The 23,766-nt window shown below is 69.9% G+C and carries 16 protein-coding genes; 1 reads left to right on the top strand and 15 read right to left on the bottom strand.

Annotation, left to right across the window (positions count from 1 at the left end; translation table 11 throughout):
• Positions 1 to 3: 3 nt before the first annotated feature.
• The 13 genes from pks13 to AC2IPW_RS01390 all read right to left on the bottom strand — a co-directional run bounded on the left by pks13 (position 4) and on the right by AC2IPW_RS01390 (position 20,696).
• Positions 4 to 5,001, bottom strand: coding sequence for a polyketide synthase Pks13 (gene pks13, locus AC2IPW_RS01450; RefSeq protein ID WP_486377072.1), 4,998 nt, complete (start codon positions 4,999 to 5,001; stop codon positions 4 to 6).
• Positions 5,002 to 5,051: 50 nt separating this feature from the next.
• Positions 5,052 to 6,941: a long-chain-fatty-acid--AMP ligase FadD32 gene (gene fadD32, locus AC2IPW_RS01445; protein WP_003937154.1), complete on the bottom strand. Its 1,890-nt coding sequence runs from the start codon at positions 6,939 to 6,941 to the stop codon at positions 5,052 to 5,054.
• A 169-nt stretch (positions 6,942 to 7,110) separates the two neighbouring features.
• The gene (locus tag AC2IPW_RS01440) at positions 7,111 to 8,112 is read right to left on the bottom strand and encodes an LLM class F420-dependent oxidoreductase (RefSeq protein WP_003937155.1); all 1,002 of its coding nucleotides are present in this window, start codon (positions 8,110 to 8,112) and stop codon (positions 7,111 to 7,113) included.
• A 151-nt stretch (positions 8,113 to 8,263) separates the two neighbouring features.
• The gene (locus AC2IPW_RS01435) at positions 8,264 to 9,226 is read right to left on the bottom strand and encodes a cutinase family protein (protein WP_003937156.1); all 963 of its coding nucleotides are present in this window, start codon (positions 9,224 to 9,226) and stop codon (positions 8,264 to 8,266) included.
• A gap of 11 nt (positions 9,227 to 9,237) precedes the next feature.
• Entirely contained in the window at positions 9,238 to 9,789 is a 552-nt protein-coding gene (locus tag AC2IPW_RS01430; RefSeq protein ID WP_054372885.1) for a DUF732 domain-containing protein, read from the bottom strand.
• 152 nt (positions 9,790 to 9,941) lie between these two features.
• Complete coding sequence (locus tag AC2IPW_RS01425) at positions 9,942 to 11,807, bottom strand: alpha/beta hydrolase-fold protein (RefSeq protein WP_486376115.1); 1,866 nt, start codon at positions 11,805 to 11,807, stop codon at positions 9,942 to 9,944.
• 252 nt (positions 11,808 to 12,059) lie between these two features.
• Positions 12,060 to 13,070: an alpha/beta hydrolase gene (locus AC2IPW_RS01420; RefSeq protein WP_029540191.1), complete on the bottom strand. Its 1,011-nt coding sequence runs from the start codon at positions 13,068 to 13,070 to the stop codon at positions 12,060 to 12,062.
• Positions 13,071 to 13,378: 308 nt separating this feature from the next.
• On the bottom strand, positions 13,379 to 15,334 hold the full coding sequence (locus AC2IPW_RS01415) for an arabinofuranosyltransferase AftB family protein (RefSeq protein WP_486376114.1): 1,956 nt from the start codon (positions 15,332 to 15,334) through the stop codon (positions 13,379 to 13,381).
• Complete coding sequence (locus tag AC2IPW_RS01410) at positions 15,315 to 16,220, bottom strand: decaprenyl-phosphate phosphoribosyltransferase (RefSeq protein ID WP_054372879.1); 906 nt, start codon at positions 16,218 to 16,220, stop codon at positions 15,315 to 15,317. Before AC2IPW_RS01410 ends, AC2IPW_RS01415 begins: the two co-directional genes overlap by 20 nt.
• Positions 16,217 to 16,753, bottom strand: coding sequence for a phosphatase PAP2 family protein (locus tag AC2IPW_RS01405; protein ID WP_003937162.1), 537 nt, complete (start codon positions 16,751 to 16,753; stop codon positions 16,217 to 16,219). Before AC2IPW_RS01405 ends, AC2IPW_RS01410 begins: the two co-directional genes overlap by 4 nt.
• Entirely contained in the window at positions 16,737 to 18,653 is a 1,917-nt protein-coding gene (locus AC2IPW_RS01400) for a glycosyltransferase (RefSeq protein ID WP_486376113.1), read from the bottom strand. Before AC2IPW_RS01400 ends, AC2IPW_RS01405 begins: the two co-directional genes overlap by 17 nt.
• Positions 18,650 to 19,870: a UDP-galactopyranose mutase gene (glf, locus tag AC2IPW_RS01395; RefSeq protein WP_486376112.1), complete on the bottom strand. Its 1,221-nt coding sequence runs from the start codon at positions 19,868 to 19,870 to the stop codon at positions 18,650 to 18,652. The genes AC2IPW_RS01400 and glf overlap by 4 nt, the downstream gene beginning before the upstream one ends.
• 73 nt (positions 19,871 to 19,943) lie before the next feature.
• Positions 19,944 to 20,696 carry a MerR family transcriptional regulator gene (locus AC2IPW_RS01390; RefSeq protein ID WP_486376111.1) on the bottom strand — a complete coding sequence of 251 codons (753 nt, stop codon included), beginning with the start codon at positions 20,694 to 20,696 and terminating at the stop codon, positions 19,944 to 19,946.
• Positions 20,697 to 20,858: 162 nt separating this feature from the next.
• Here AC2IPW_RS01390 and AC2IPW_RS01385 point away from each other — a divergent pair, with 162 nt between their 5' ends.
• Positions 20,859 to 21,323, top strand: coding sequence for a DUF2231 domain-containing protein (locus AC2IPW_RS01385; RefSeq protein ID WP_416062459.1), 465 nt, complete (start codon positions 20,859 to 20,861; stop codon positions 21,321 to 21,323).
• A gap of 10 nt (positions 21,324 to 21,333) precedes the next feature.
• Here AC2IPW_RS01385 and AC2IPW_RS01380 read toward each other — a convergent pair whose 3' ends face one another.
• Both AC2IPW_RS01380 and AC2IPW_RS01375 read right to left on the bottom strand, forming a co-directional pair.
• Complete coding sequence (locus AC2IPW_RS01380) at positions 21,334 to 22,686, bottom strand: MFS transporter (RefSeq protein ID WP_486376110.1); 1,353 nt, start codon at positions 22,684 to 22,686, stop codon at positions 21,334 to 21,336.
• 42 nt (positions 22,687 to 22,728) lie between these two features.
• Positions 22,729 to 23,766 (bottom strand): PDR/VanB family oxidoreductase, encoded by a 1,038-nt coding sequence (locus tag AC2IPW_RS01375; protein ID WP_486376109.1) that lies wholly within the window; start codon positions 23,764 to 23,766, stop codon positions 22,729 to 22,731.

Below are 23,766 nucleotides of genomic sequence, written 5' to 3'. Positions count from 1 at the left end.
CGATCAGCTCCTCGTGGCCTCGATGTCGGCCAGCTTGCGTGTCAGGTCGGCCCCCACCTTCCCGATGTACGGCTCGTCGACCACCTGGAGGTGATCGCCGCCGACACGGATGACCTCCAGATTACGGACCGACTCACCCCAGCCACCGTCGGGCTGCCTGGTCCCGAATGCGGGCTCGAGCTCGATGGCGTCGTCGTGGTAGCGGTCCGCCATGTACAGCACCACGTCGCCGTCGTACGGTTCGAGCTTCGCCGTCTGGATGGCCCGGTTGTCCAGCCACGACGTGCGCTGGTGCTCGATGATGCCGCCGGGGATCTTCGTGCCGCTCATCTTGAGCAGGTCCATGAGGATGCGCACCTGACCCTCGTCGTCCGTCGCGGCGAGCTTGTCGTACGGCAGCGGAGCGTCGACCCCGTAGGTCTTCTTCGCGAACCGCGCGTATCGCTGCCAGCGCGCGGTGATCTCCTCGGGGGTGTCCTCGACCTTCTCCCCCGCCATGACCGTGTCGATGAGACCGACGATCCGCACGTCCTTGCCCTCGGCCCGCAGCAGCCGGGCGACCGCGTAGGCGAGCACACCACCGAGCGACCAGCCGTACAGCACGTACGGACCGTCGCCCTGGATCGCCTTGATCTGCGGCAGGTATTCCTGGGCGCGCTGCTCGATCGGGCCCTCGGTGCGTTCGAAGCCGTACATCGGGGTGCCCTCGGGCAACCGGCGCAGGAGCGGCTCGTACACGACGGTGGATCCGCCGGCGGGGTGGAACACGAACACCGGCACGGCGTTCGAGCCCTCGGGCCGCGGGCGCAGCGTACGGACGAGCCCGTCGATGCGATCCGCCGATTCGAGGTGCCGGCGCACGCTCTCGGCGAGCTGCTCGATGGTCTCGGCGTCGAGCACGTCGTCCACGGTGATCTCGCCGTTCGCCCGCTCGGTCAGCCGGGCGGCGAGACGCTCGGCTGTCTCGTCGTCGAGGATCGGCAGGGTGTTGAAGATGCCCTTCGCGGACTGTCCGGTGATCACGGCCCAGGTCGCGAACGTGAGCCGCTCGGCGGCGTCGCGCGGCGGCACGTCGGTGCCGGAGGCCTCCGCGACCGCCTGCCGGTCGGTGACGTCGGTGGCCTCGTCGGTGCTCGCCCCGGCCCTCCCAGCGTCTGCCTTCCCAGCGTCTGCGGCCTCGGCAGCCTCCAGGATCGCTTCGGCCTCGTGCACCACCCCGGTGTCCTCCACCGGCGAGATCGGAGGCAGCTCGAGCGCCGCGTCCTCCCGCTCGGCGGTGTCGCGGTCCGCGGCCTGCTGTGCGGCCAGCGCGGCGACCTCCTCGCGGTTCTCCACGGCGTACCGCAGGTACTTCGCGACGTCGCGCAGGCTGGCGTCCTTCACCGCGGCGAGCTGCAACTGCGGGATGTCGAACTCGTACTCGACGCGGTTCTTGATCCGCACCGCCATGAGCGAGTCCAGGCCCAGCTCGATCAGCGGGATCTCGACGGGCAGGTCCTCGGGCGCGTAGCCCATCGATTCGGCGACGATCAGCGCCAGCCGATCCTCGAGGGTCTGCGACCCGTTCGGATCCCACTTGTCGCCGAAGGTCTCCACCACCTCGGGCAGCGTCTCGACCGGGCCGGCGGAACGCTCGGCCGGCGCGGGCGCCGGGGCGGGGGCCGGCAGTGCATCACCGGAGGCGACGACCGCGTCGAACAGCAACCGGAACTCGCCGTCCGCCGCGTCACGCCCGTGCACGTGCAGCGACGCGCCGCCGAGGTGCCGGGTCAGCGTGGTCGTGAGGGTGCCGGTGGCGGGGACGTCGCCGTACGGGACGGACGCGGTGAGGGTGACGTCGGCGAGCACCTGCGACGCGGCGGCGACGGCGAGTTCGCCGAGGTCGGTGACGGCGTCGGCGCGCACCTCCCACACGTGCCGGCCGTCGGGCAGCGCGACGTGCGCACCGGGCACGCGGGCACTGCCGCCCGTCCCGATGCGGGTCTCGAGCCAGAACGGCTTGCGCAGGAACACCGTCCGCGGCAGATCGGCGTACGCGCCGGCGGGGAGCAGGCTGTGCAGGTCCACGGTGTGGCCGTGCACGTACAGCTGCGCGAGGGCGGTGAGCACGCCCAGCGGCTCGTCCTCCTTGCGCTTGAGGGTCTGGATCAGCTGGGTGTCGATGACCCCGGCCGCGTATGCCGTCGCGGCCACGGACATCAGCGCGACCGGATTGGGGGCCAGCTCGACGAAGGTGGTGTGCCCGTCGGTGACGGCCAGCTTCACCGCGTTGGTGAAGTAGACGCTGTGCCGCAGCCCCTTGGTCCAGTACTCGACCTGGTGGATGGGCTCGTGCCCGGCGCGGTAGTGGGTGTCCTGGTCGACCGACGAGTACACGTCGACCTTCAGCCGGTGCGGCTCGATGCCGGCGAGTTCGGCGGCGAGCTCGCCGAGGAGCGGATCCACCTGCGAGGTGTGGCTGGCGCCCTTGGTCTGCAGCACGCGGGCGAGCTTCTCCTCCGACTCCGCCCGCGCGACGATCGCGTGGACCTCGGCCTGCGGGCCGCCGATCACGGTGTGTGTCGGCGCGGCGTAGACGCAGACCTCGAGGTGCGGGTAGTCGGTGAGGACCTGCTCGATCTCCGCGGCGCTGTACTCGACGAGTGCCATGAGGCGGATGTCGTCGCCCTCGAGCAGCGCCTCGGCCTCACCCATCAGGCGCGAGCGCGCGCAGATGACGCGGACGGCGTCCTCGAGCGACAGACCACCCGAGATGTATGCGGCGGCGGCCTCACCCATGGAGTGGCCGACGACGGCGGACGGCTCGGCGCCGTGGTGGCGCAGCAACTTCGCGAGGGCGACCTGGATGGTGAAGATGCCGACCTGCGAGGTCTCGACGTCGTAGTCCTGGGCGTCGTCGAGGAACTTCTCCTTCATGGAGTAGCCCGCCTCGTCCTCGATCAGCTCGTCGATCTCGTCGACGGCCGCCGCGAACACCGGGTTCTCGAGGTACAGCTGCTTGGCCATCTTGCGGTGCTGCGACCCGAATCCGGACAGCACCCACACCGGCCCGTTGGCGGCGGGGGCGTCGGCGGAGAACACGCCCTGGGCGGGCTTACCGGCGGCGACGGCGCGCAACCCGGCGATGGCCTCGGCGCGGGTCGTGGCGATCACGACGGCACGCGAGCGCCCGTGGTTGCGGCGGGAGAGGGTGCGGGCGACGTCGGCGAGCGGCGTGGTGCTGCCGGCCTCCGTCTCGAGCCAGTCGGCGAGGTCGGCGGCGGCCCGGCGACGGCGCGACGGCATCGCCGCGGACACCGCGAGCAGCACCGGGCGCTCGGCGTTCTCGTCCGAGCGAACGTGCCCTTCGGCTCCTTGCGCCGACGGAACGACACTTTCGCTCGACTCCGGCTCGGCCGGTGCCGGTGTCCCCGTGTCTGCCTCGGGGCCGGTGTACTCGCGGACCACGACGTGCGCGTTGGTGCCGCCGAAGCCGAACCCGGAGACGCCGGCGATCGCCTTGCCGGTGTAGCGCGGCCACTCGGAGCCCTCGGGGATGACCTTCAGGCGGGCCTGCTCGAACGGAATGTACGGGTTCGGCGCCGTGTAGTTCAGCGTCGCCGGCAGATGGTTCTCCTGCATCGCGAGGACCACCTTGATCAGGCCCGCCGCGCCGGCGGCCGCCTCGAGGTGGCCGAAGTTGGTTTTCGCCGAACCGAGCAGCGCCGGCTTGTCGGCGTCGCGGCCGCGGCCGACGACCCGGCCGAGGGCGTCCGCCTCGATCGGATCGCCGAGCACGGTTCCGGTGCCGTGGGCCTCGATGTAGTCGACGCCGGACGGCAGGATGCGCGCGTCCCGATAGGCGCGGCGCAACACGTCGACCTGGGCCTCGGGGTTCGGTGCCGCCAGCCCGTTGGAGCGGCCGTCCTGGTTGACGGCGGAACCGGCGATGACGGCGAGCACGGTGTCGCCGTCCCGCTCGGCGTCCTCGAGCCGCTTCAGCACGACGAGGCCACCACCCTCGGCGCGGACCATGCCGTCGGCGTCGGCCGAGAAGGCCTTGATGCGGCCGTCGGGGGCCTGCACGCCGAGCTGGTCGAAGCCGAGTGTCGCGGCCGGCGCGACGAGCATGTTCACGCCGCCCGCCAGCGCCACGACGGCGTCGCCGTCGCGCAGGGCCCGCACCGCCTGGTGCACGGCCACGAGCGACGACGAGCATGCTGTGTCCAGGGCGACGGACGGGCCGCGGAAGTCGAAGAAGTACGAGACCCGGTTGGCGACGATGGACGTCGCCGTGCCGGTCAGCGCGTACGGATGCGCGGCGGACGGGTCGCTCACCGCGAGGAGCTGGTAGTCGTTGGCGGAGCTGCCGATGAACACACCGACCGGGCGGCCCTTGAGGTCGCTGGCCGGAATGTGGGCGTGCTCGAGCGCCTCCCAGGTGAGTTCCAGAGCGAGACGCTGCTGCGGGTCGACCATCTCGACCTCGCGCGGCGACATCGCGAAGAACTCGGCGTCGAAGCCCTTGACGTCGTCGAGGTACCCGCCGCGGGTGTTGGCCGCGGCGATGGCGGACGAGATCTGCGGGTCGTCGGCGAACTCGGACCACCGTCCCTCGGGGAGGTCGGTGATCCCGTCGCGGCCCTGCGCGAGCAGCTCCCACATCTCGGCGGGGGTGCTCACGTGCCCGGGCAGCCGGGTGGCGAGACCGACGATCGCGATGTCGTGTGCCCGGCCGGCCGGACCGGCGGCATAGAAGGCGCTGTCGTCACCCTCCGGGAGCTCGGGCTCGCCCTCGATGATGCGCGTGGCCAGCGACGCGATGGTGGGGTGCTGGTACGCGATCGTCGCGGTGAGGGTGACGCCGAGCAGTTCCTCGATCTCACCGCTGAGCGCGACGGCGTCGCGGGACGAGAGACCGAACTCCTCCATCGGACGATCGTCGGAGATCTGTGCCACCGGTTGCCCGGTGGCCTCGGCGATCCAGTTCCGCAGCCATTCGCGCAGCTGCGCGACGGTCATTTCAGTGTCAGCCATCAACCCACCACGCTACCCGGGAAAGAGAACAATGTTTAAACGCTATCGGGGAAGGCCTGCTGCGTGTAACCGCCGCGCAGGGTTCCCTCGATGTACGCGGCCTTGCACGCGCGACGCGCGATCTTGCCGCTCGACGTGCGCGGAATCGACCCGGCCGGAACGAGCAGGACGTCGCGTGCGGTCACGCCGTGCCGTGCCGAGATCGCCGCCCGCACGGTGTCCGCGACCGGCTGCGGATCCGCCTTGCCCGCGCCCGGCGCACGCTCGGCGACGATGACCAGCTGCTCCGAGGCATCGTCGGCGTCGAACTGCAGGCCCGAGTGCGAGTTCTCGAACACCACCTGCGGCAGCTGGTTGGCCGGCACGGCGAAGGCGGCGACGAAGCCGGGACGCAGCGCGGAGCTGGCCTCCTGCGCCGAGAACTCCAGGTCCTGCGGGTAGTGGTTACGCCCGTCCACGATGACCAGGTCCTTGACGCGGCCGGTGATGTACAGCTCGCCGTCGACGTACACGCCGTAGTCGCCGGTGCGCAGCCAGTGCGCGTCGGCAGGCGTGCCCTCGGCGTGACTGCCGTCGGTCAGGCGGTCGGCGATCGTGTTGTGGAAGGTCTCCGCGGTCTCCTGAGTTCGTCCCCAGTACCCGATGCCGATGTTCTCGCCGTGCAGCCAGATCTCCCCCACGTGCCCGTCCGGCACCTCGGCGGCGGTCTCCGCGTCGACGATCGCGGCCCACTGGCTGCGCGCGACGTAACCGCAGGAGACCTGCGCGATGGCGTTCGGCGCCTCCTTGTCGACCTTGACGATGCGGCCGGCGCCCAGCTCGTCGCGGTCGACGTAGATGACCTTGGCCTCGTCGGTGTGCCGGGTGGACGAGACGAACAGCGTCGCCTCCGCCATGCCGTACGACGGCTTGATCGCGGTCTTCGGCAGGCCGTACGGCGCGAACGCCTCGTTGAACTTGCGCATCGAGGACGTGGTCACCGGCTCGCTGCCGTTGATCAGGCCGATCACGTTGCTCAGGTCGAGGGTCTCACCCGGCTTCGGCAGTCCTCGCGCGGCCGCGTGCTCGAACGCGAAGTTCGGCGCTGCGGCGAACGTGCCGGCGCCGTCGGAGACCGCGGCGAGTTCCTTGATCCACCGGCCCGGCCGCTGCACGAAGGCGCGGGGGCTCATGATGGTGATGTACTTGCCGCCGATCGCCGGCAGGATGATCGTGAGCAGGCCCATGTCGTGGAACAGCGGCAGCCACGTCACACCACGCGAACCCTCGTTGAGTTCGATGGAGTCGGCCATCTGGATGCAGTTGGTGAGGACACCGCGGTGGGTGATCTCGACGCCCGCGGGCACGCGGGTCGATCCGGAGGTGTACTGCAGGTAGGCGATGTCGTCGGTGCCGATCCGGGGTCGCGTCCACGACTCGGCGACGGTGTCGGGAATCGCGTCGACCGCGATGATGCGGGGGCGCTGCGCGGCGGGCAGCGGCCGGAAGAACTGCCGGACCCCGGCCGCGGAGGTGGTGGCGGTGAGGATGGCGCTGGGCGTGCAGTCGCCGAGGACGGCATGCAACCGGTCGGTGTGGCCGGGCTCGTCGGGGTCGAACAGCGGGACGGCGATGGTGCCGGCATAGATGGCCGCGAAGAAGGAGACGACGTAGTCCAGGCCCTGCGGGGCGAGGATGGCGACGCGGTCGCCGGGTTCGGTGACCTGCTGCAGCCGGGCCGCGATCGCGCGCAGGCGGACCCCGAACTGCTGCCAGGTCAGCTCGTGGACCTCGCCGTCACGTTCCCGCGAGTAATCGATGTAACGGTACGCAAGATCGTCGCCGTTCTCGGCGAAATGCTGCTCGAGGTGGTCGAGCAGAGTGTTGCCCTCGGGCAACACGATCTGTCCGTTCTCATCGATGAACTCTTCGAACCCGACGCTCATTCCTTCTCCCTGTCGAAGCGATCCCACAACCACTCGACATGGTTGCGCCCCGTCCTTGTCCTCGCGCTAGCGGATCGTCGTACCTGTACAGCTCAACAGCATCCGGCCGTGCGTCTCACGAATCTGTCCATCGATCCGAAATCACGATTATGTTACAGATCCGCATCGGTCATTCCCCCGCCAACAGCGGAATCACCGGTGCGAACGCCTCCATCTGAGTAGGGAAGACCCCCACATAGGACATCCCTGTCTTCGCCCGCACGTTACGGATCTGCTCGGCGATCTCCTCGTAGGAACCGATTGCGAGATACGGCGATTCGAGGATCTCGTCCACGGTGAGCCGGACGTCCACCTCGATGTTCGGGGGGAAGCCCTGGTCGAGAGCAGCCAGTGCCATCTCGGCAGTCTGCTCCCGATCATCCGTGACGAGAATCATCGTGATGGTCCAGTTCAGCTCGATGTCATCGAACCGATCCCCCGCTGCGCGACGGATCACGTCCACCCGCTCCACAGTCTTGCCCATCGTGATCCCCGACAGCAACAAACGGCCGTCCCGATTCGTGGGCGTGGCCACCGAGATGATGTCGGCGTACTTCGCCGCCAGGGCGAGCATCTTCGGCCCCCCGCCGCCGACCGCGATGGGCGGGCGCGGGCCCTGCCGCGGACGCGGACTGCCCTTGAGGCCGTCGATGCGGTAGTGCTTGCCCTCGAAGTTGCATTCCCGGCCGCGCAGGAGCACGTCCAGGATCTGCAGGGTCTCCTCGAGCTTCTCGATCCGGACGCCGGGACGTTCGTAGGCGATGCCCGCCTTGTCGAACTCCTCCTTCATCCACCCTGCGCCGATCCCGAGTTCGAGCCGGCCGCCCGAGAGGACGTCGACGGTCGCGGCGTCCTTGGCCAGGATCGCGGGATGCCGGAAGCCGTTCGCGAGGACGGCGGTGCCGAGGCGGATCTTGTCGGTGGCGACGGCGAGCGCACCGAGAGCGGCCATGGGTCCGACCTGGTTGCCCAGGTGGTCCGGGATCATGAAGCTGTCGTAGCCGAGTTCCTCGGCCTTGCGCGCCAGCTCGACGAAGCGCCGGGCACCGCCCTCCTCGGCGTTGCCCTCGCCACCCGCGGCGAAACGGAACTTCCGCGGTTGCGTGACAGCCGAGCCGTCGGTGGCGCTCATCGAACCTCTTCTCGTGTGGCAGTGGTCGCGCGTCACGGCCCCGGAAGGACTTCCCGGGTCGTGACCGAAGGTCGAGTCTAAGCGCCGACCGACCAGTGAGTGTATCGGGTGGTGATCCCCGACACTACCGGCCGGTAACAACGAGGAGCGATCACTCCTCGGGAGGGGTCGGCGCCTCCTCGATCTTCTCGCTCGCCCAGTTCGCCACCCACTGCGTCGCCGTCGTACCCGAATCGTCCACGACGAAGGTGTTGTACAGCGCGTGCACGGGGTTGTTCATGTACTCGAGCAATCGCGGCGCGCTGGCGAGCCAGTTGCCGGGATTGAGCGCATTCGGCGGAGCGTCGCAGATCCCGTCCGTCGGTGCACAGATGTCCACCACCTTGTCCTCGAGCTCGCCGAATCCACCCGGCCGCGCGCCGGTCATGGTGATCCCCGGCAGACGCAATCCGTTCAGCGACAGCTCGGCGCCGACACCCGCGACGGGCGGCCCGATCGTCTCGACCGTCCCCGGATCGCGACGGCCGTCGGCGATGAGCGCCACCCCGAGCACGCGGTCCGCCGGAACAGGCCCGTCACCGGCACCGATGCGCGACGCGACGTCGCCCGCGATGACCGCGCCCTGCGAGAATCCGGTCAGCACGTAATTGGTCAGCGGGCACTCGGCGAACCGTCGCTCGAGGATGTCCTCGGTCGCCGCGGTGCCGGCCGTGCGGCTGTTGTTGTAGGACTGCTGACCGTCCGGCGGGAGTGCCACCGGATTCGAGAACTGGGCCACGTACGGAACGGTGTACACATCGGCACGCTGCGCGTCGAAGCGCTCCTGCAGCGGACGCGTGACGTTCAGCATCAGCGAGAGCGGATTGAACGTCGGGTTGTACGGATCGTCCCAGGCGGCCGACTCCCACGTGCCCGGCACCGCCACCACCTGGACGTCGGGGCACGAGGCCGGCTGCGCCTGGGGCTTCTCGGGCCCGAGCGGCCCCGGCGGCCCCGGCACCGGGAGCCGGCCCGCGAGGATGTACCACATCGCGAGCACGGCCGCCAGGACGACCAGAATCCCGAGTACGAGGATTCCCCGCCTCCGGCGTCGTTGCTTCGCTCGGGCCGTCATGGTTGCTGCTCCTAGCAGAAGGTGTCGCGGGCGACGGTGATGTAGACGTCGGCGGTCGTCGCGGCGTCGGCGTCGGAGATCTCCTTGCCGGCGGCCGTGGCCTCGCTGCCCACTGCGGCGGTGACGATCGTCTTGATCTCCTCGGGCGAGCTGCCCTGTGCGGTCGCGGCGCAGATGTAGTTGGCCGTGTTGATGGCGATACTGCCGTCGGCGGCGGGTTCCACGCCCTGCTCGCGCAACCCGTCCAGGAACGCCTGGCCGCGGTCGTCCACCGGCACCTCGGCCGGGCCCGGGAATCCGGGTTCGGTCTCCGGCTGCGCCGGGGGTGCGGTGGCGGCCTCGCCCGGACTCGTGGTGGCCGCGCCCTCGGGAGCGGTCGTCGTTGCCTTGGCGGCGGTGGTCTCGGCGGCGGATGTCGAGGTGGTCGCCGACACAGACGTCGACGGGGTGTTCGTCGCCGTGGAATCGTCGCTTCCACAGGCGCCCAGGAGGGCGGTGGCGGCGAGCGCCGCGGCGCCGGCGCCCAGGACGCGGGTCAGGCTCGAACGGGTCCGTGCAGGCATGTGGTGGTGTCCTCGCATCCAATCGTCGGAAATGGGCAGTGCCCAGGCTACAGATGCGAACCGGGCGGTGACCGCGACCCGTGCGTCGCGGTCACCGCCCGATCCGGTGGTTACGGGCCGCCGCGGCGGCACCGGAACTGCGGGTGACGATCCTAGGGGCGGACGGTGGCCACGTTGTCGACCACCGTGACGAATCCGCCCTGGAAGTTCTGCTGGACACCGCCGGGGATGGGGAACTCGTCGCCGATGGGGAAGCCGAGTCGACCGTTCTCGTAGCCGGCGCTCTTCCACGCGTCGAACACGGGCCCGTTGCGAACGGACCAGGCGCCGCTGAGCGGACTCCAGTAGATGTTGCCGCCCTCGAACTCGTTGAACCGGCCGCCGTCCTTGACGGGGATCTCGCTGGTCTTCGGGAATCCGAGCCAGCTGTTCTCGTAGCCGAGTTCGGCGTACTTGCCCATGATCATCCCCTGCACGGCGTGGGCGCCGAGCGGCTCGGTCCAGTAGAGGGCGCCGATCTCGAAGCCCTGCACCACTCCGGGCTTGTTCGGGGTGGCCACCTCGTCGGCCACCGGGTAGCCGAGCGGACCGCCCTCCCAGCCCTGGCGCGCCCACTCGTCACGGATGGCGCCGCGCACGGCGTGCGCCCCGGTCTGCGGGGTCCAGTAGATCGAGCCGTGCTGGAAGTGGTTGAACCGGCCGCGGCCGTCGGGGGTGCCACGTTCCTCGGTGGTCGGGTAGCCGAGCGGACCGGCCGGCCCGCCGGCGGCCTGGTAGGCCCCGCCGACGGCACCCGCCACCGGGCGGGCGCCGCCCTCGGTGGAGGAGAAGATCCGGCCGAAGCGGAAGTCCTGGACGCGCCCGCCCGCGACGGCGTACTCCGGTGTGAGGCAGTCGCCGATCCACGCGGCGGCGGCGTCGCCGATCGCGCCGGATGCGCTGCAGTTCGGCTTCGTGACCTCCACGCCGAGGGCGTTGGCGAGCTGCGGCCACAGCTGGTGCAGCTCGAATTCCCAGTACGGCCACGAATGGGTGCCCGACGGCCGGTAGACCACCTGCGCGGGGATGCCGACCTTGTTCAGTTTGGTGGCGAACGCCTGCGAGGTGAGCCGCGACAGGATCTCGAGGCCCATGCCGGCGTAGTTCGTGCTCACGCCCGGGACACCCGACGGCTGGTCGTACGGTCCGGTGCTGCCGCTGCCGCTCGAGACGTACAGGCTCACGCCCTCGAGCTTGTCCGCGAGCAGGTAGGGATCGTGGGCGGCCCATTGCTCGCCGCCGGGGGTGCCCCACATGGCCGACGAGTCGAAGCCACCGGCGTCCTGCATCGCGTACTGGATCGCCTGCGGCATGCCGAGGGTCGTGGTGGTCAGGATGCCGGAGAGCGACCCCGCGAACTTGAAGAAGCCGGGATTGCGTGCAGGCAGGAACATCGCGGCGGTGCCGCCCATCGACAGGCCGACGACTCCGCGCTCCTTCGTGGTGCGCCAGTTGCCCTCGAGGATCGGGGGAAGTTCCTTGGTGAGGAACGTCTCCCACTGGTAGTTGCGCCCGTTGTTCTGGTCCACCCAGTCGGCGTAGAAGCTGGACTGTCCGCCCACCGGCAGCACGACGTTGACGTTCTTGTCCGCGAAGAAGGCCTCGGCGTCCGTCTCGATCGTCCAGCCGTTCTCGTCGTCGCGGGCGCGCAGGCCGTCGAGCATGTAGACAGCGGGGAACCGCGCTTCCGGTTCGATGTTCCAGTCCCGGGCCAGCAGCAACTGCACCTGGATAGGCGTGCCCATCGCCGGCGAGTTCACCCAGAGGGCCACGCGCCGGTCGGTCAGCCAGTCCACCCGCTGCACCGTCACCCCGGACGGGGCCTGCGCGGCGGTGGGTTCGCTGCGGTCCACCGGCACCGCGTGCGCGGCGCCGACGGCGAGGGTTCCGGCGACGAGGGGGGCGACGAGAGCTGCGGCGACCGCCCCGAAGACCCGCCGCCTCCGTCGTGCGGGCGGCACCGGCTGCCGGGCGCGCACGGTTGGACGTCCGCCAAGCACAGTTCGCATCGGCATCGCTCACTTTCTGCGTTGCTGGGGCGTCGACGGGCGACCGGGCCCCGCGTCTCGAAGACTGTTTCTACACGTGAACGGGCGCCGGGTGGGGGTGCCGCGCTGTGACGGCTGTGGTTTTTGTCAACTATCCGGGAAACGGCGCATGCCGCCCCTCGTCCCTCTCGGGTCGTGGGGCGGCATGCGGACCGTCAGTGTGTGCCGGGTGGTTCGGCGCGATCAGTAGGCGTTCAGTGCCTCGAGGATCTGGGGACGAGCCTTCCACAGCTCCTCTTCCCAGTACTTCCAGGAGTGCGTGCCGCGCGCCGGGAAGTCGAAACGGGCCTGGATGCCGAGGGTGGCCAGCTTGATCTGGAAGGCACGGGTCTGGGCGAGGGCGAGCGCCTCGAGGCCCATGGCGTTGGCGGTGTTGTAGACACCCACCAGGCCCTGCGGGTTGTCGTGCTGACCGGGCAGGCCGCTGGCCGCCGAGATGTACATCGACAGGCCGGCGAGCTTCGGCGCGAACACGAACGGATCGTTGCGCAGCCAGGCCGGGCTCCACGGCGGGCCCCACATGGAGTCGACGTTGAAGCGGCCGGCGTCGAGCATCGCGACGCGGATGGCCTCACGCATGCCGGGAGCCGACAGGTTCAGGTAGCCGGAGAGCGAGGACGCGAACTTGAACTGGTCGCGGTGGTAGGCGGCCAGGGTCAGCGCGGCGCTACCGCCCATCGACAGGCCCAGGATGCCGTTGTTGCTGCGGGAGACGCCGCGGGTGGCGAGGTAGTCCGGCAGGTTCTCGGTCAGGAACGTCTCCCACTTGTAGGTGACGTCCTGGCCGTTGAGGTTGCTGGGCGCGTACCAGTCGGTGTAGAAGCTCGACTGGCCGCCGACCGGCATCACCAGGGTGACGTTGTCGTTGGCGAACTGGTCGCGCGCGTTGGTCTCGAAGCTCCACGCGTTCGCGTCGTCCCGGGCGCGCAGGCCGTCGAGCAGGTACAGCGCCGCGTCACCGCCGCGGGCGGCCCACTGGATCTGCACCTTGATCGGGCCCATGTCGGAGTCGACGAAGACTTCCTCGAACCCACCGGCCGGTGCCCGGTGCGAGATCGGGGTGGCGGCTGCGGGAGCGGCGAGCGCGGCGGTGCTTCCGGCGACGCCGGCGGCAACCGGCAGAACGAGGGCTGCGGCGCCCACGCCGAGCACGCGCCTGCGGAGGCGCTGCGACAACCTCGGGACAAAACGCATGAACAATGCTCTCTTTCTCGATCTGCGGCGTCCGCGTGCGCGTCCCCCGTCGGATACCGGCGGCGACGACCGAGCGGGCCGTCACAAGTCACACTGCGGTCAAGACTGTAAAGGACACCGTGGGCTCTGACAAACCCTTGGTAACCCAGGTCGACGAACCGTGTGTCGGCTTCGATATCGGCCCACACTGCCGATGCGTTACTCGTCCGTTATCGGCTGTGATCATACCGAGATATATGCGGCGGTCTACTCCGGGCCGCCCGGAACGAAAACGACGCCGGTGTGATTCGCAGCCCGGACGCCCGCGTTCAGCCCCCGTCACGTGGGGGCGGAAGCTCGAGGTCGCAGCGCTGGATCTCGTATTTCGGCACCCGGTCGAGTCGATAGTCCGCATATTCGAACGAATTGCGAAGATTTCGCTTGAACAGCGGCCAGGTCAATTCCGCGCGGGAGGACGCGAGCAGTTCCTGCGTCTGCGGGCACGTCAGCGCCACCTGCGCCTGCGCCACCCAGTCCTCGTCCAGGTAGGCGGGCAGCCACGGGTGCACATCCACCATCCCCGTGTCGGCGACGACCCAGTCGGAGTAGAGCAGCTTGTCGTGCCCGATGCGCCCGTCCTCGAGCCGCTCGGTGTGCGCCGCCAACGGGTATGCGAGCCCCATCTGGTCGAGCACCTGCACGTCGAGCCCGACGTTCATGCTGGTCATGCCGAGGTTGAGGAAGTACACGGTGTGGCCGGCCCCGCCCGGCGGTACCGGTTCCGGCGGCGGGACGACGTCCCAGGCGTCGAACGACGGTGTCGGCAGCAGCAGTCCGCCGTCGGGGGTGTTCGAGATCGCCTCGACCATCGCCCGCATGCGCGGATAGTCGAGGTAGTCCTCGGCCCGGACGGGATGCAGATGGCCGGTGTTGAGGGCGTAGAACGCCCGCTCGTCGACGATCCCGGAACGGCCCACTACCGCCCCCTCGGGCATTCCGGTGGTGTTCGCGGCGATCGCCGACCACACCACCACCCCGAGCCACAACGCGCCTGCCGCACCCGCGACGGCCGTCGTGCGATTGCGGCCGATCTCGGCGCGCGCGGGAAGACGCAAGGGAATCACAGCGACGGGAACGAGCAGACAGAACAGCGGCGGCAGCAGCACCCGGCCGTGCATGAAATCGCCGCCGACCCGAAGGGCGTAGAGCGTGAGCAACAGTCCGGCGCCGAGCATGAAGACGACCACGGCGGACGGGGTGCGCAACGCCCGCTGCGCGCGGACCACGAACGGCGCTTCCGTGTGACGGATTTCACGTTTCGGCGCACTCGCTGCGAGCGGTGTCAGGGAGCGCCACGCGAGCGCGGCGCCGAGCAACAGGAACAGCAACGGCAGCCACAGCAGGTACGGGCTCACCAGGTTCCCGAGATACTCGAAGCCCTGCGCCCACTTCGCGCCGCCCGCATCCTTGGCCACCGCCGTGTTCGGGTAGGGCAGTCCGTAGTAGCCCATCCGCCAGATCTGATAGGCCACCGGCACGGCACCGGCCACCGCCACCATCGCGATCCGCACCCGCCACGTGAGGCCCGCGGCGAGGAAGAGCATGAGCAGGGCCGGGAGCGCGAGGAGCGCCAGTTCGGGACGCACGAGCGGGCCGAGGCCGGCCACGAACGCCGTCGCCAGCACCGACGGCGCCGACGGGACCCCCGGCGCCGTCGCCCACCGCATGAGCAACAGCCACAACAGGGCGATCCAGCAGATCACCAGTCCGCTCTCGAGGCCGGAGGTGGCGAAGTCCCGCGCGGGGGGCACCGCGATGTAGACGAACATGCCGGCGGGAACCAGCAGGAAGGTGGCACCGCTGCCCCGCAGCCGCCACCGGTACAGCCGGCCCGTGCCGAGCATCGCCAGCACCACCGCCGCGGTCGACAACACGAGCGCCGTGGCCAGGACCACGTACTCGAGCCGCACACCGGTGAGCCAGCCCATCGCGTACACGAGATACGTCCACAGGGTCGACGTGTTCGCCTCCACGCGGTCGCCGGCATTGAACACCGGGCCGTTGCCCGCCAGCAGATTGCGCACGGTGCGCAGCACGATCAGGCCGTCGTCGGCGATCCAGCGGCGCTCCCACGCGCCCCAGAACATCAGCAGGGCCGTCAGTGCGACGCCACCGGAGAACACCGCGGTCGGTACCCACGGCCGCACGCCGTCCCGGCGGGCCGGCCGGGCCCGGCGGGCCGGGGCGTCGAGATCCTCGTCGAGGTCAGAAGAGGTAGACAGCACCGCCGACCGCCCCGATCCAGGCCACCGCGAGGAGTTGCAGCACCCGGTCCTTCAGGGCGATCTCCTCGGGTTCGCCGGCCTCCCCGCCGTCCACGTCGACCGCGTACCGCAGGATCGCGATCACGAACGGAACCATCGAGATCGCGAACCAGTTGGTGTCGTTGGCCTGGTCGCGTTCGAACGCCCACAGGCCGTAGCAGATGACGACCGCCGTCGCCGACAACGTCCACACGAACCGCAGGTAGGTGCCCGTGTAGTACTCGAGCGACTTGCGGATCTTCGCGCCCGTCCGCTCCGCGAGCCGCAGCTCCGCGTACCGCTTGCCCGCCGCCATGAACAGCGAACCGAACGCCATGATCAGCAGGAACCACTGCGACAGCGGGATCTCTGCGGCCACACCACCGGCGATCGCGCGGATGAGGAACCCGGACGAGACGATGCAGATGTCCAGCACCGGCTGGTGCTTGAGGCCCAAGCAGTACGCGAGCTGGATGCCGATGTAGACGGCCATCACCACCGCGAGCTGCCAGTTCGCCAGGAACGACAGCGCGATCGCGCCGACCAGCAGCACCACCGCCATTCCGTAGGCCAGGTTCACCGGCAGCACGCCGGCGGCGATCGGCCGGAACCGCTTGGTCGGGTGGGCGCGGTCGGCCTCGACGTCCATCGCGTCGTTGACCAGGTAGATGCCCGAGGCAGCCATGCAGAACACCACGAAGGCCAGGGCGACCGGGATCAGGACGTCCAGTTCGGTCGCCGAGCCGGCCGCGAGCGGCGCTGCCAGCACCAGCACGTTCTTCACCCACTGCCGGGGGCGGACCGCCTTGACGATGCCCTCGGGCAGATTCTTCGGAGGTGCCGCGACGGCTACCGGTTCCTCGCTCATCTCTCTCCAAACTTCTTCTCGGCCCGCACTACGGCCGCGGCGGACGCGGCGCCGAGCGCAGCCCCCGCCAGCACATCCGTCGGATAGTGGACTCCGAGCACGAGGCGGGACAGCAACATCGGCGGGACCAACACCGCCGGTAAGGGTAGCCCCGTCAGCCGGCCGAGCAGCACCGCAGCGGCCGTCGTCGAGGTGGCGTGCGAGGACGGGAAGCTGAGCCGGCTCGGCGTGGACACGTTGACCTGGACGGTCGGGTCCACGGGCCGCGGCCGCCGCACCACCCGCTTGACCGCGATGGACGCGGCGTGGGCGCCGACGGCGCCGATCGCGACACCGGCCCAGCGGCGCCGGCGCGGACGGTCGACCAGGGCCCCGATACCGCCGATCACCGCCCAGCCGAAGGCGTGCTCACCGAAGTGCGACATCCCCCGGGCCACCGCGAGGGCCCCGGGACGCGAACCGACCGTGGACTGCACGACCTGCAGCACCTGGATCTCGGCCTCGGTGGTCGGCCATTCACGATTCGAAGACACGCTCCCACTCCTCCTTGCTCGTCAGGGCGGGAACCGCGGCCTGGTACTCGTCCTTCAACTCGGGGAACCTGCGGGCAAGCTCGCGGCGCAGCCGCACGGCCTCGGACAGCAGCGCCTGCGCCTGCCGCGGGTCGCGCTTACGGTAGACGACGCCGCGCCCGTCCGCGGTGGTCACGGTCACACCGTCGACCTGCGACAGCAGGAACCAGCGGGCGTCGAGAGTCGGCACGTTCAGCTGCGGGCGCTCGTGGTGTTCCGGATGCGCCGGGCGCACGTTGTGCACCAGGCCCTTGGCGAGGCGCACCATCTTGCCGACGGCTCCGCGCGGCTCACCGACCGCCCCGACCTCGGCGCCCGACGGCAGTGGCAGCTCGGTCGACGACGGCAGCACCACGGCGTCGGAGAACCGCTGGCGCAGCGCGTGCACTTCCCCGAGCGCGGTCGGCAGCAGCTCGAACAGACGGTCCGGGCCGGCCAGGAAGTCCTCGATCGCCTTGTTCTGGATCGCCACCGTCGAGTACTCGAGGCACAGCAGGTGCTTGAGCGTGGCCTTGACGGTGTCGAGGACCAGGCCACGTCCGTCGCCCGGCATGTGCAGCGCCGCGACGACGAGACGGTTGCGCAGGTGGAAGTACGCCTGCCAGTCGATGGCGTCGTCCTTGTCGCTCCACGCCATGTGCCAGATCGCAACGCCCGGCATGGTGACGGTCGGGTAACCGGCGGCACGCGCCCGCAGCCCGTACTCGGCGTCGTCCCACTTGATGAACAGCGGCAGCGGCTGACCGATCTCCTCGGCCACCTGCCGCGGGATCATGCACATCCACCAGCCGTTGTAGTCGACGTCGATGCGCCGGTGCAGCAGCTTCGACTGCTCGCGGTCGCGCAGCGGCTTGGTGGAGAAGTCGTGGTCGTACGCGACGTTCGGCGCCGCCGTCCACATGAAGTTCGCCCGGTCGATCACCTCGCCCATCGTGTGCAGGTGACTGCGTTCCTGCAGGTTGAGCATCTGACCACCGACGAGCATCGGGGTCTTGGCGAATCGGGACAGGGCGAGAGCGCGCAGGATCGAGTCGGGCTCGAGCTCGATGTCGTCGTCCATGAACAGGATGTACGGGCAGTCGGTCGTCTTCAGCGCCTCGTACATGATGCGGCTGTAGCCGCCCGAGCCGCCGAGGTTGCCCTGGTCGTGGATGGCGAGCCGGTTGCCGAGCTCGGCCGCCGCCTCGGTGAAGCCGGGCTCGTCACGAACCTTGCGGGTGCCCTGGTCCGGAATGATCACGGCATCGACGACGTCGAGGACCAGCGGATCGGAGGCCAGGGCGACCAGGGCCTTCACGCAGTCCGTCGGGCGGTTGAAGGTGGGGATGCCCACGGCGACGGACGCCTCGCCGGGCGCCTCCACCGGCGCGTACCACCCTGCCGAGCGCAACGTGACGTCGGAGTCGGTGGTGATGTCGAACCAGATCCAGCCGCCGTCCTCGAAGGGGCCGAGGTCGATCTCGAACTCGACCGTCGCGGCGTCGTGCGCGGCGGAGAACTCGCGGCCCTCGACATGGATACGGCTCGAGTCGGCCTTCGAGCGGTACACGTCGGCCCGGCCGTGCCCGGTGAGTTCGAGCCGCAGCACCACGGAGGTGAGGGTGCTCCACCGTCGCCAGTAGCTCGCCGGGAAGGCGTTGAAGTAGGTGCACATCGACACCTCGGACTCGGCGCCGATGTTCAGCGACGTCCGGCCGACGGCGTGGGCGCGCCGCGCGTTGGTGGATGATTCCTCCAGGTAGAGGGTGCGCACGTCGAGCGGTTCGCCCGGACGCGGCAGGATCACCCGCTGCAGCAGTGCCTTGCCGAGCCGCTCGTCGACGGGTGCGTCGGGCTCGACGAGCAGGTGCCGGGCGCTCACGAGGCGTCCCCCGCCAGTGGGGTGCCCGATTCGAAGTACGGCGCGAGCGCGTTGTCGAACATGCTCAGGGCGCTCGCGATGGCCATGTGCATGTCGAGGTACTGGTAGGTGCCGAGCCGACCGCCGAACAGCACCTTGTTCTCGGTGGCCTCCCGCTTGGCCCGCTCCCGGTAGGCCGTCAGCTTGGCGCGGTCCTCCGGGGTGTTGATCGGGTAGTACGGCTCGTCGTCGTTGCCGGCGAAGCGCGAGTACTCGCGCATGATCACGGTCTTGTCCGTGGGGTAGCTGTCCCGCTCGGGGTGGAAGTGCCGGAACTCGTGGATGCGGGTGTAGGGCACGTCGGCGTCGTTGTAGTTCATCACCGGGGTGCCCTGGAAGTCCGCGGTGGGCAGCACCTCGGTCTCGAAGTCGAGGGTGCGCCAGCCGAGCCGGCCTTCGGCGTAGTCGAAGTAGCGGTCGAGCGGGCCGGTGTAGACCACGGGGGCGTCGGGGCTCGCGGCGCGGATCTCGTCGCGCACCTCGAACCAGTCGGTGTCGAGTCGCACCTCGATCTTCTCGTCCTTCGCCATGTTCTCGAGCCACGCGGTGTAACCGTCGACGGGCAGACCCTCGTAGGTGTCGTTGAAGTACCGGTTGTCGAAGGTGTAGCGGACCGGCAGCCGGGTGATGTTGCCGGCGGGCAGTTCCTTCGGGTCGGTCTGCCACTGCTTGGCGGTGTAGTCGCGCACGAACGCCTCGTAGAGCGGCCGGCCGATCAGGGAGATGGCCTTCTCCTCGAGGTTCTGCGCCTGCGCGGTGTCGATCTCGGCGGCCTGCTCCCGGATCAGTGCCCGGGCCTCCTCCGGGCTGAAGTACCGGCCGAAGAACTGGGACACCAGTCCCAGCCCCATGGGGAACTGGTAGGCCTGGCCCTTGTGCATCGCGAACACGCGGTGCTGGTAGTTCGTGAAGTCGGTGAACCGGTTCACGTAGTCCCACACCCGCTTGTTGGAGGTGTGGAACAGATGGGCACCGTACTTGTGGATCTCGATACCCGTCTCGGGTTCGGGCTCGGAGTAGGCGTTGCCACCGAGGTGGTGGCGGCGCTCGACGACGAGCACGCGTTTGCCGAGCTGCGTGGCGGCACGCTCGGCGATCGTCAGTCCGAAGAACCCGGAGCCGACGACGATCAGGTCGTGCTCACCGGTGGCAGGCTGGGGCGAGGGTGCAGCGGTCACGGAAGACCAGGGTAGGCGACCCGCGCGCCCGTGCGCGTTTCCGGTAGCGGGAGCGACCGGAAACACACACGAGTCAGGCGAGGCGGGCCCGCAGGGCAGACCGGACGAACTTCGCACCGTCCGGGCCGCCGTAGTTCGCGGCGAACCGCTCGTCGGCGACGTACATGTCGGCCAGGCCCAGGATGTAGTCCCGGTTCGGCTTCTCCCCGTACCCGGGGGTGCCAGGGATGCTGCCGAGCCACGCGATGTGGCGACGGGCCAGGTTCTGTCCTTCCGGGCCGGCGGGGTCGAGGCCGGCGGCCGCGGCGGCCGTCCAGTCCGCGCCCAGGCGGGCGGCGACGGTCTTCCAGTCCGCGCGCTCGTCGTCGCTCATCCCCCGCCACCAGCGGTCGCTGCTCTCGTAGGCGTCCTCGCCCCAGCGTTCGATCACCTCGTCGCGGTACTGCGTGTGGTCGAACCCGTCGAATACTTCGTCTGCCATCAGTTCCTCACCTCTCTCGGTTCTGCGGATGGTGGTGCGCACCGACTCGATCTGCCGGGCCAGCCGCTGCTGCTCGTGCTCGAGCAGTTCCAGGTGCACGCGCAGCGCCGCGGTGGCGTCGCGGTGCCCTTCGAGCACCTCCCCGATGGCCGGCAGGCCCAACCCCAGGTCGCGCAGCAGCAGGATGCGCTGCAACCGGACCAGGGCGTCGGCGTCGTAGAACCGCATGCCGCCCGGGCCGGTGCGGCTGGGCTCGAGCACGCCGACGTCGCCGTAGTGACGCAGCGTGCGGCTGGTGACGCCGGCCGCGCGGGCCAGTTCCTGGATGGACCATTCGCCCTTCATTCGCGGGCCTCTCTCGTCGGGTATCCCCAGGATGCGTCTTGACGCAACGTCAACGTCAAGTGCATTCCGGTCCCGTTCGTCCGGATCCGCGCCTACGGTTCTCCTGACGTCCCGGCCGACAGGAGAAGCGGTATGACACTGAGCGGTATGACACTGAGCGGTATGACACTGATCAGTGGACTGCCCGCCCACCCCCTGCTCGTGCACGGGGTCGTCGTTCTGGTGCCCCTGGTGTCGCTGGGACTGGTCCTGTGCGCACTGTGGCCGGCCGCGCGCCGGCGCCTGCTGTGGCCGGTCGTGGTGCTCGCGGCCGCGGCGCTGGTCCTGACCCCGATCACCGCCGAGACCGGCGAGCAGCTCGCCGGTGTCCTGGGCCCGTCTCCGCTGATCGAGACGCACGAGGAACTCGGCGAGACGATGACCCTCGTCGTCGCGCTGTTGTTCGCCGCGACGATGTTGCTCACGGGTGCGCACGTGCTGCGCGGCCGCGGCGACGGCAGCGGGCGACGAGCCCTGACCGTCGTCGCGGCCGCGCTGGCCGTCGTCGCCGCGGTGGGTGCGACGGTGCAGACCGTCCGGGTCGGCGAGTCCGGCGCCGAGGCCGTCTGGACCGGACGGCTGCCGTGACGGCGGTGCGTCAGACCGTCGCGGGTGCCCCTGTGTCCGGTGTCGTTGCGTCCGGGGTCGCGACCGGGGTGCGTGCCGGTCGCAGCAGCAGCAGCGCCACTGCGGCCAGGACGACCACGCCGGCGACGGCGAAGTACAACTGCGCCGGCGACCAGCCCGCGTCGAGCAGCATGCCCGCGGCAGTGGGGGCGAGGATCGCGCCGGCGCGGCCGACGCCGATGGCCCAGCCGACGCCCGTGCTGCGCACCCGCGGGCCGTAGAGGGACGGGGCGAGGGTGTACAGACCGGCGATGCAGCCGTTGATCAGACCGCCGATCACGATTCCCAGCGCGAACGCGACGGCGAGTACCGAGATCGAGGCGATGAACACGGCCATGGCCGCAGCCGACAGGCCGGTGAAGGTGATCAGGACGGACCGAGTCGACCACCGGCTGGCCAGGACGCCGAACAGCACGGAGCCGACCGTGCCGCCGAGGGTGAGCATCATGCCGGCGGTCGCGCTCTGATCCTTGGTCAGCCCGGCCGTCTCGAGCAGCGACGGGGTCCAGGAATTGACGAAGTAGAAGCCGAACATGGTGGTGAAGAACGCCGCCCACAACAGCAGGGTCGGGCGGGCGCGGCTTCCGGTGAAGAGGTCCGCGATGCGGCCGGCCCCCGCCCCGGTGCCGCGGGTGGAGCCGTCGAGCGAGTCGATCGGGTCCTGGCCGATACGACGGGCGATCCGGTTGATCGAGGCGAGATCGCCGTCTCGGCCGCGGGCGCCGAGGAACTCGATCGATTCCGGCAGCAGCGCAGCCAACAGCACCAGCACCGTTCCGGTCAGCACCGCACCGACGACGAACACTGCCCGCCAGCCGTATTCGGTCTGCAGGCCCACCGCGGCCAAGCCGCCGAGAGTGGCGCCGACGCCGTACCCGGCGGTGTAGATGCTGATGGCCAGGCCGCGCCAGCGCGCCGAGGAGTATTCGCTGGCGATGACGGTGGTGCAGGCGAGCACTCCGCCGATGCCGAGACCGGTGAGCACCCGCCAGGTTCCGAGCTGCCAGGCCGATCCCGCGGTGGCGGACAGCGCCATTCCGGCGGTGGCGAGTGCGACCGACAGGAGGATGAGCGGCCGGCGGCCGACCCGGTCGGCGACCGGGGCGAGGGTGATCGCGCCCACGGCCATACCGATCAGTCCGGCGCTGAGGAGCACACCGATCGCCGAGCCGCCGAGCGCGAAGTCGGCGCCGATGCTCTTGGCCGTGAAGGCCAGGGCCATGACGTCGTAGCCGTCGAGGATGTTGAGCACTACGCACAGGGCGACGATCAGCCACTGGTAGGGGCGCATCGGCGACGTGTCGATGCGAGCACGAAGGTCCATGCCGAATTCCTTTGAGGGAGGGTGTATCCGATGACCAGGCCGTCAGTGGACGGCGAGGGTGACGGTGCCGGGCACGGCCGGGGCGCCGGGACGGCGCACCACTCGCGACACGCAGGCACACAACTTCGTCGCGGCCGTCTTCTGCTCTTCGCTGTAGAAGACGTCGCGGTGGTCGACGGTGCCGTCGACCGCGGCGATACCGACCTGACACAGACCGCATTCGCCCTTGCGGCAGTCGAACATCATGTCGACGCCGGCACGTTCGAGCGCGTCGAGCAGGGACTCGTCGGTTCCGACGGTGGTTTCGACGCCGAGGTCGGGAACCTTGACGACGAACTCTTCGGCGTCGAACCAGCCACTGTTGCCGAAGGTTTCGTAACGGAGGTTCGGCAGCGGGAGCTCGCGGTCCACCCAGGCGCGACGGACCGCGTCCATCAGCCGGATCGGCCCGCACATGTACAACTCGGTGTGGGCATCGACGCCGCCGACCAGGGTGCCGACGTCGAGGCCGGTGCCTTCGTCGTCGATGTGCAGCTCGAGCCGGTCCCCGTGGAGCCCGGCCAGTTCGGATAGGAAGGCCGTCGCCGAGCGGGTGCGCGCGACGTAGACGAGGCGGTAGTCGGCGCCGACCCCCTTCAGCGCCGTGCCCATCGCGGAGATCGCCGTGATGCCGATTCCGCCGGCGAGCAGGATGTAGCGCGGCGCGCCGATCCGCAACGGGAAGTTCTGCAGCGGTGCGGTGACGTCGAGTTCGTCGCCTGGTCGCAGCGCGTGCATGAATCGCGATCCGCCCCGCGAGGTCGGGGACAGGTGCACACCGAGGGTGACGGTCCGGCCGTCGGCGCCGGCGGAGACGACGGTGCCGGCGGTGCCGGTGGAGACGACGGTGCCGGCGGTGCCGGTGGAGACGACGGAGTAGGACCGCACCTCGCCGGTGTCGAGGCGCACGTCGACGTGGGATCCGGGTTCGGCTCGGACCGGGGTGTCGAGGGCGAGGACGATCCGGGCGATCGCGTCGGCCGCAGGGTCGATCGAGACGACGCGGCCGCGCTGCCAGGAGGCCTGGTTGGTGGCACTCAT

This window comes from Rhodococcus sp. NS-SX18 (genome assembly GCF_057367935.1).
This window is presented reverse-complemented; position numbering and strand designations above follow the sequence as displayed.

Coding starts and splice junctions, on each gene's coding strand:
- AC2IPW_RS01435 (WP_003937156.1), bottom strand. CDS start 9,226: ATGACGGCCCGAGCGAAGCAACGACGCCGGAGGCGGGGAATCCTCGTA.
- AC2IPW_RS01440 (WP_003937155.1), bottom strand. CDS start 8,112: ATGAGCGCCACCGACGGCTCGGCTGTCACGCAACCGCGGAAGTTCCGT.
- AC2IPW_RS01410 (WP_054372879.1), bottom strand. CDS start 16,220: ATGAGCGAGGAACCGGTAGCCGTCGCGGCACCTCCGAAGAATCTGCCC.
- pks13 (WP_486377072.1), bottom strand. CDS start 5,001: ATGACCGTCGCGCAGCTGCGCGAATGGCTGCGGAACTGGATCGCCGAG.
- AC2IPW_RS01375 (WP_486376109.1), bottom strand. CDS start 23,766: ATGAGTGCCACCAACCAGGCCTCCTGGCAGCGCGGCCGCGTCGTCTCG.
- AC2IPW_RS01380 (WP_486376110.1), bottom strand. CDS start 22,686: ATGGACCTTCGTGCTCGCATCGACACGTCGCCGATGCGCCCCTACCAG.
- AC2IPW_RS01390 (WP_486376111.1), bottom strand. CDS start 20,696: ATGAAGGGCGAATGGTCCATCCAGGAACTGGCCCGCGCGGCCGGCGTC.
- AC2IPW_RS01420 (WP_029540191.1), bottom strand. CDS start 13,070: ATGCGTTTTGTCCCGAGGTTGTCGCAGCGCCTCCGCAGGCGCGTGCTC.
- AC2IPW_RS01430 (WP_054372885.1), bottom strand. CDS start 9,789: ATGCCTGCACGGACCCGTTCGAGCCTGACCCGCGTCCTGGGCGCCGGC.
- fadD32 (WP_003937154.1), bottom strand. CDS start 6,941: ATGAGCGTCGGGTTCGAAGAGTTCATCGATGAGAACGGACAGATCGTG.
- AC2IPW_RS01385 (WP_416062459.1), top strand. CDS start 20,859: ATGACACTGATCAGTGGACTGCCCGCCCACCCCCTGCTCGTGCACGGG.